The 7,406-nt window shown below is 70.1% G+C and carries 6 protein-coding genes; 2 read left to right on the top strand and 4 right to left on the bottom strand.

The features are described 5' to 3' along the window. Positions 1-37: 37 nt before the first annotated feature. Positions 38-1,465, bottom strand: a complete 1,428-nt coding sequence (locus WG921_RS14420) for an amidase (protein WP_340109943.1) — start codon at positions 1,463-1,465, stop codon at positions 38-40. Positions 1,466-1,549: 84 nt separating this feature from the next. Here WG921_RS14420 and WG921_RS14415 point away from each other — a divergent pair, with 84 nt between their 5' ends. Both WG921_RS14415 and WG921_RS14410 read left to right on the top strand, forming a co-directional pair. After that, positions 1,550-2,491 carry a DMT family transporter gene (locus tag WG921_RS14415; protein WP_340109942.1) on the top strand — a complete coding sequence of 314 codons (942 nt, stop codon included), beginning with the start codon at positions 1,550-1,552 and terminating at the stop codon, positions 2,489-2,491. Positions 2,492-2,563: 72 nt separating this feature from the next. Further along, a complete protein-coding gene (locus WG921_RS14410; RefSeq protein ID WP_340109941.1) occupies positions 2,564-3,403 on the top strand; it encodes an amino acid ABC transporter substrate-binding protein in 840 nt (279 codons plus the stop codon). Here WG921_RS14410 and WG921_RS14405 read toward each other — a convergent pair. From WG921_RS14405 to WG921_RS14395, 3 genes are all read right to left on the bottom strand, one after another. Next, a complete protein-coding gene (locus tag WG921_RS14405; RefSeq protein ID WP_340109940.1) occupies positions 3,376-4,287 on the bottom strand; it encodes a hypothetical protein in 912 nt (303 codons plus the stop codon). The genes WG921_RS14410 and WG921_RS14405 overlap by 28 nt on opposite strands. 15 nt (positions 4,288-4,302) lie before the next feature. Then, complete coding sequence (locus WG921_RS14400) at positions 4,303-5,706, bottom strand: AMP nucleosidase (protein ID WP_340109939.1); 1,404 nt, start codon at positions 5,704-5,706, stop codon at positions 4,303-4,305. A 126-nt stretch (positions 5,707-5,832) separates the two neighbouring features. Beyond that, entirely contained in the window at positions 5,833-7,377 is a 1,545-nt protein-coding gene (locus WG921_RS14395; protein WP_340109938.1) for an acetolactate synthase large subunit, read from the bottom strand. Positions 7,378-7,406: the final 29 nt, after the last annotated feature.

Raw genomic sequence — 7,406 nt, 5'->3', positions numbered from 1 at the left:
CTCGGCGGCGCCTGGCCGCCGGGGGGCGCCGGCTCCCTCAGGAGGGGGTCACCGGGTCGATCGGCTTGCCAAAGCCCTCGGTCACACTTTCCATCGCCTTCGCGATGGCGAGAAGCCCCGCCTCGCCGCGCGGCTGGCCGATGAACTGGATCCCCATCGGCGAGCCGTTCGCGGTGATCCCGATCGGAACCGAGATCGCCGGCAGGCCAAGCACCGACGCGAAGGAGGCGAAGCGCAGCCAGTCCATGTAATGCGGCGTCGGCACGCCGGCGACGGAGGTCGGAAACTCGATTTCCGAAGCCTGCGCCGCGATGCCGACGACCGGGCAGGCGATGGCGTCGTAATCGCGCAGAAAACGCTCCACCTTCAGCATCAGCGCCGAGCGGTTCCGCTCCGCGTCGATGATTTGCTGGATCGTCAGCGCGAGGCCGACCTGCGCGTTCTCGCGCAGCGTCTTCTTGTAATGGCGGGTCACGCTCTCGGGATACTGCATCGGCCCGGTCGCGTGCGCCTGCGCGCGCAGGGTGAGATAGCTTTCGTTCAGCTTGTCCGTCGGCGGCGCCGCTTCGACGACGTCGGTTCCAAGCCCCTGAAGCCGGGTCATCGCCGCGGCGAGCAGGTCGCGCACCTCCGCCTCCACCGGCGCATATCCGCCGAGATCGGGCGCGAACGCCACGCGCTTCGGCGGCTCCGAGCGGCGGAGCGCCTCGCGAAAGCTCACCGCCGGCGCGTCGAAGGTCAGCGGCTGGCGCCGCTCGAACCCGGTCATCGCGTCGAGAAAGAGCGCGCAATCCTCCGCCGTCCGCGCCATCGGCCCCTGCGAGCCGAGATGGCTGTAAGCGTTGGTCGCGCCGCCGCCCCCGGCCCGCCCCGGCGACGGGCGGAGCCCGACGACGCCGCAATAGGCGGCGGGCGTGCGAAGGCTTCCGCCGAGATCCGACCCATGCGCGAGCCAGACCTCCCCCGTCGCCAGCGCCGCCGCCGCGCCGCCCGAAGAGCCGGCGGGGTTCAGAGCGGTGTTCCACGGATTTCGGGTCCGGCCGAACACCTCGTTGAAGGTGTTGCCGCCGGCGCCCATCTCCGGCGTGTTCGACTTGCCGATCACGACGCCGCCGCGCGCCTCCAGCCGCTCGACCAGCGGGTCGCTCGCGTCGGGGATGAAATCCGCGAGCGCCTTGGTCCCCCAGGTGCTCCTGACGCCCTCGACCGCCATCAGATCCTTGATCGCGATCGGCAGCCCGGCGAGCCAGACCGCTTCATCGCCCTTCTTCAGGGTCTTCGCCCGCTCCCGCGCGCGGTCCGCGCAGATCGTCGGCATCGCGTTGATCGCGGGTTCGACGGCGGCGATCCGCTCCAGCGCCGCGTCCAGGACCTCAAGCGGCGAGACCTCCTTCTTGTCGAGAAGATCCACCGTTTCAGTCGCCGTCAGCGCGCACAGCGCGGGCCCGGTGTAGTCATGCGTCATAAGCATCCCTCCAATGTCGCGCCGACCATGGCGCCCGGGGCGCGCCGCCGCTAGTCTGCCCATGAAAATTTTCGAAGGAACCACATGGCGCTCCGGCTTGCAGCGCGCCGCGCTCCGCTTGCGCGCGCCGAAAACATCGCGGCCGGCATCGGCTGGACGCTCATCACCGGGCTGCTTTTCGTCCTCATGACCGGGATCGTGCGCCATCTCGGTTCGAGCCTGCCGCCGGCCGAGGGGGCCTTCTTCCGCTACGCGTTCGGCCTTCTCTTCGTCTCGCCGGCGCTCATCGGCGTGATCCGCCGGCCGCCGGCGTTGAAGATCTGGGCGCTTTATGGCGGCCGGGGCCTCCTGCACGGGTTCGGCGTCATCCTCTGGTTCTACGCCATGGCGAGAATTCCCATCGCCGAAGTGACCGCGCTCAACTACGCGACGCCGATCTTCATCACGATCCTCGCCGCGATCTTTCTTGGAGAGCGCCTTCAGGCCCGGCGGATCGCGGCCATCATCGTGGGGATCATCGGCGTCGCGATCATTCTGCGCCCCGGCTTTCACGAGATCGGCGCCGGCCAGCTCGCGCAGATCTGCGCGACGCCGTTCTTCGCCGCCTCCTTCATCCTCGCCAAACGCCTGACCCGGGACGCGGCCCCGGTCGAGATCGTGGCCATGCTTTCGCTGGCGTGCACCCTCGTGCTCCTGCCCGCCGCGCTGTCCGACTGGCGCGACCCGACCTGGGCCGAGGTCGGCTGGCTCGCCCTCGCCGCCGCGATCGCCACCGCAGGGCACTACACGCTGACCCTCGCCTACCGATGCGCGCCAATCTCCGTGACCCAGCCGGTGACCTTCCTTCAGATCGTCTGGGCGACCGCCCTCGGCGTCGTCGCCTTCGGCGAGCCGGTGGACCTCTTCATCCTTTTCGGCGCGGCGGTGATCGTCAGCTCCGCCTGGTATATCACCGTTCGGGAGATGCGCGCGAAGGGGGCGGCGGACATTCCCCCCGTCGCCGCGGCGAGCCGCGAGCCCTCATGAAACCATTTTCCGCGGCGAAACGAAAATCCGATATGCTGGATGCGAGCACTTCTGGAACGGGACCCTCGCCCCATGCGCCATCTCGCCGCCGCCTGCCTTCTCGTCCTCCTCGCGGCGCCGCCCGCCGTCGCGGACGCTCTGGACCGCATCGCCGAAAACGGGGAGATCCGCCTCGGCGTCAGGCCCGCCTCCGCCCCGTTCTCCTACCGCGATGAGACCGGCGCCCCCGCCGGGTTCGCCGTCGCGCTCTGCCGCCGGGTCGTCGCCGCGATCGCGGACCGTCTCGGCCGCCCGCTCGAGGTCGCCTATGTGACGGTGGATTCCGAAACCCGGTTCACCGCGCTCCGCGAGGGCCTCGTCGACCTTCACTGCGGGCCGATGACCTCGTCGCTCTCCCGGCGCGAGACACTGGATTTCTCGATCCCCTATTTCATGGACGGCATCGGCGCCGCGCTCCGCCGCGACGGCGTGCAATCCGTGGACGATCTCTCCGGCCAGCCGGTCGGCGCGCTCACCGGCACCACCTCCGTCGACATGGCGGAGGATATGGGCGCGGCCGGCGGCTCGAAGGTCCTCGAATTCGACTCGCACCGCGCCGGGCTGGAGGCGCTCGGCCGCGGCGAGATCGACGTCTATTTCGGCGATCAGGGCCTCATCCTGCATCAACTCGGCGAATTGAAGCGGGAAGACCGGGCGATCCCGATCCGGGTGATCGCGGACCAGTTCTCCTATGAGCCCTATTCGCTGGCGATGAAGGCGGGCGAGCACCGGCTGCGGCTGGAGGTCGACCGCGCGCTCTCGGCCATCTACCTCGACCAGACCGTCTATGACGACATCGAAGCCGCGTTCGGCGAGTTCCAGATTTCGGAGCTTGCGGCCTTTCTCTACGTGCTCACGGCGCTGCCGGAGTGATCCGAAGCGGCGGGCCGCGCCCGCGTCATCGTCGCGCCGCTCGCTTCGATCCGGGCGAGATCCCGTCGGTAGCGCGCCTCCAGCGCCGCCAGCGTCGGCGCGCTGAACGGCTGGAGCGGCGGGCCGCCCCTATGGCGGGCCCGGATCGGACCGAGATCGGCGATTCCAACGGCCTCGCCCGCGCGCCGGCGCTCCGCCACTTCCGCCAATCCGGCCGCGGAAAGAGAGGCGCCGGCCCGCTCGACCGGAATCTCCGCGCCCGATTCGCCGATCAGCGCCGTGAGCACGGCGCCGGGGTCGCGCCGCACGGCGCCGAACTCGATCACCTCGCATCCGCCAAAAACCTCGACGATCTCGCTTACGACCTCGGGCCAGCCGCGCGCGCGCCCGGCCCATTCCTCGGCCAGCGCCGCCGCCTCCGGCAACGGCCGGAGCAGCATGGTCCATGAATACATGCTGACGAACCACTCATCGTAAGCGCGCACCGTCAGGACCGGCCGCACCGGCCGCCGGCCGATCATCCGCCGAACCGCGCGCAACCGGCGGGGCGCGCCCGGATAGACCCCGCGCCGGTCGAGCAAGCAGGAGCTCATCGGGCCGAGAATGCATTCTTCCGAAAGCACACGCGGGCCGGCGCCGCTCGTCACCACGCGCCGCACCGCCGGCGCCGCCATGGCCAGAAGCAGCGGCGTCGCCGCCCGCCAGAGCGCCGGCGCCGCGCCAAGCGCGCCGAGGACCAGCGGCAGCGCCGGCCGGAAGGCGTCCGGCCCCGCGAAGGCGATATCGGCCTCGCGCGCCGCCCAGGCCTCGATCGCGCGCTGCGCCGAGGTGCTCCCGGTTCGGTGCGCGCCAAGATGCAGCGTCAGCGGCCGGCGGTCAGACATCGCGCCCCGCCCCGCCTATTGGAACGGCACTTCGTTGAAGCTCCGGAGCTTGCGGCTGTGGAGCCGCGCCGACGGCATCTCCCGCATCATCTCCATCGCCCGCACGCCGACCGCGAGATGCCGGTCGACCTGCTTCTGATAAAAGTCCGACGCCATGCCCGGCAGCTTCAACTCGCCATGCATCGGCCGGTCGGAGACGACCAGGAGCGTGCCGTAGGGCACCCGGAAGCGAAAGCCGTTCGCGGCGATCGTCGCGCTCTCCATGTCCAGCGCGATGGCGCGGGACTGGTTGAACCGGCGAATCAGTTCGGCCTGATGGCGGATCTCCCAGTTCCGGTTGTCGACCGAGGCGACGGTGCCGGTGCGCATCACCCGCTTCAGATTCGCCATCGAGACCCCGGCGACCTCCGCCACCGCCCCCTCCAGCGATTGCTGCACCTCCGCCAGCGCCGGAACCGGCGCCCAGAGCGGCAGATCCGCGTCCAGCACATGATCGTCGCGCACATAGCCATGCGCGAGCACATAATCGCCGAGCCGCTGCGTCCGCCGCAGCCCGGCGCAATGGCCGAGCATGACCCAGGCCGAAGGCCGGAGCACCGCGACATGGTCGGTCATGGTCTTGGCGTTCGACGGGCCGACGCCGATATTGATCATGGTCACGCCCAGATGGTCCGGGCGCTTCAGATGATAGGCCGGCATCTGCGGCGCATGCGCCGAGGAGCGCGGCTCGACGAATTCATCGTAGCCGTTCGCCGGATCGGCGATGCTGGCCTCGGCCAGCCTCCGGAACCCATCGATATAAAACTGGTAGTTCGTGAACAGCACGAAATTCTGGAAATGCTCCGCCCCGGTGCCGGTGTAATGGCTGAGCCTTTGCAGGGAGTAGTCGACCCGCGGCGCGGAGAAGAGGGAAAGCGGCCGAACCGCGGCCCCGATATAATCGATCTCGCCGTTCACATGCTGGTCGTCCATCGTCCGGAGATCGGGCGAATCAAACAGCCGGCTGAACTCCGCGAGGCGCTCGGGGCCGATTTCGCCATCGACGAAGATCCCGTCCGGGAATGCGAAATGCACCGGGATCTTCGTCGTCGACAGGCCGACCTCGAACCCGCACCCGTGATTCGACGCCAGTTCGTTCAACTGCCTGAGAAGATAGGCCTCGAACAGATCGGGCCGGGTGATCGTCGTCTCGAATCGTCCGTGCGCGTCGCAAAACCCGAAGGATTGCGACGGCGGCATCGGCGGATCCGTCTCCACATTGATCGCGAGGCGCGGGTAATAGCCATGAACCGGCCCGGCCACCCGTTCGCCGCGCGCAAAGGCGGCGAAACTGTCGCGAATGCGCCCCGCCTCCGTCTCGTAGAGGCGGCGGAGCGCCGCGACGGCGGCCTCGGGGTTCTTCAAGGATTCGTGAGTCATGGGTTACGGCAATAGGCGAAGCCGTTCCCGTCGGCAATCTCGGGCGCAGGCGCATCCGCGCTTTCACGCCCGGCGATGCCCCGCCCGCGCCCGCCGGAGCGGGCGGGGCGCATCAGGTTGGGCGCCTCAGATCATCACCTCGATCAGATACGGTCCTTCGGCGTCCAGTCCCGCCTTCAGCGCCGCCGCGAGCGAAGGCGCGTCCTCGACCTTCTCCGCCTCCACGCCCATTCCCCGGGCGAGCGCGGTCCATTCCAGCACCGGCTGATCGAGGGTGAGCATGGACATGGCGCGCGGCCCGGCGTTGGCGACGCCGACATTGGTCAGCTCGCCCTTCAGGATCGCGTAATCGCGGTTGGCGAAGATCAGGACGGTGACGTCGAGCCCCTCCCGCGCCATGGTCCAGAGCGCCTGCGGCGTGTACATCGCGCTCCCGTCGCCGACCAGCGCGACCACCTTGCGCCCCGGCGCGCCCATCGCCGCGCCGACGGCGAGCGGCATCCCGTAGCCGATCGAGCCGCCGCGGTTGTTCAGCCAGGAATGCGGCGGCGCGCCCGCCGTCGCGCCGAAGAAATTCCGCCCGACGGTGACGCTCTCGTCAACCACCACCGCGCCTTCGGGCAGGACCGCGCCGAGAACGGCGGCGATGCTCTCCGCCGTCGCCGGCCCTTGAGGGATCGCGGGGCGCATCGCCTCCGCGACTCCGAATGGCGCGGCGCGCCCGGCGCCCAGCGCCTCCGCCAGCGCCTTCAGCGCGGCGGGAAGATCGTCGCCCGGGCCGCCCAACGTCGCGAACTCGGTCCCCTCCGCCGTCAGGACGCCGGGCTTGTCGGGATAGGCGAAGAACGCGACCGGCGCGCGCGCGCCCGCGAGAACGATCCGCGAATAGGGCGCGAGCACCGCCAGCGCCTTGTCCACCGGATAAGGCACCCGGCCGACCGAGACCCGCCCCGCGCCGCGCTCCAGCCGCGCGTTCGACCATTCGGTCAGCAGCGCGCAGCCGGTCGCGGCGGCGATGCGGCCCGCCGAGACGAGCGACGCCTCATCGAGCGCGCCGGGGCCGAGCAGCAGAAGCGCGCCCGGCTGGCGGAGCGCCGCCGCCGCCGCGTCGATCGCCGCGCCGGAGATCTCCTTCGGCGCCGCCGGGCTGATCGGCGCCGCCACGACCCCGCCCGAATCCCAGGCCGTGTCCCCCGGCAGAATCAGCGTCGCGACCTTCGCCGGCGCGCCGCTGGCGGCGGCCACCGCCTCGGCGGCGTCGCGGCCCACATCGGCGGCGGAGCGGCTGGTCCGCACCCATTCCGAGACCGGGCGCGCGATCCCCTCGATGTCCGAGGTCAGCGGCGCGTCGAGCGCGATATGCGGAATCGCGTGCTCGCCGACGATGTTGACGACGCCGGAATGCGCCTTCCGCGCGTTGTGCAGATTGGAGAGCCCGTTGGCGAGCCCGGGGCCAAGATGCAGAAGAGTCGCGGCGGGGCGCCCCGCCATCCGCCAGAATCCATCCGCCGCGCCGGTCGCGACGTTTTCCTGCAGCACGAGGACCGAGCGCATCTCCGCCGCGCCGTCCAGCGCCGCGACGAAATGCATCTCCGAGGTGCCGGGATTGGCGAAGCAATGATCGACCCCCGCCCCAAGCAGGGTTTTGACAAGTGATTCTGCGCCGTTCATCCGTTCCTCCCGAGCGATCCATCTCCGCT

The organism is Paludibacillus litoralis (assembly GCF_037646705.1).
In the GTDB taxonomy this organism is placed as follows: domain Bacteria; phylum Pseudomonadota; class Alphaproteobacteria; order Rhodobacterales; family Rhodobacteraceae; genus Pikeienuella; species Pikeienuella litoralis.
The sequence above is the reverse complement of the archived record's forward strand: the minus strand, read 5'-3'. Positions and strand labels throughout refer to the sequence as shown.

Excerpts from the sequence above, each read along its gene's own strand:
- WG921_RS14420 (WP_340109943.1), bottom strand. The coding sequence starts at position 1,465 with ATGACGCATGACTACACCGGGCCCGCGCTGTGCGCGCTGACGGCGACT.
- WG921_RS14415 (WP_340109942.1), top strand. The coding sequence starts at position 1,550 with ATGGCGCTCCGGCTTGCAGCGCGCCGCGCTCCGCTTGCGCGCGCCGAA.
- WG921_RS14410 (WP_340109941.1), top strand. The coding sequence starts at position 2,564 with ATGCGCCATCTCGCCGCCGCCTGCCTTCTCGTCCTCCTCGCGGCGCCG.
- WG921_RS14405 (WP_340109940.1), bottom strand. The coding sequence starts at position 4,287 with ATGTCTGACCGCCGGCCGCTGACGCTGCATCTTGGCGCGCACCGAACC.
- WG921_RS14400 (WP_340109939.1), bottom strand. The coding sequence starts at position 5,706 with ATGACTCACGAATCCTTGAAGAACCCCGAGGCCGCCGTCGCGGCGCTC.
- WG921_RS14395 (WP_340109938.1), bottom strand. The coding sequence starts at position 7,377 with ATGAACGGCGCAGAATCACTTGTCAAAACCCTGCTTGGGGCGGGGGTC.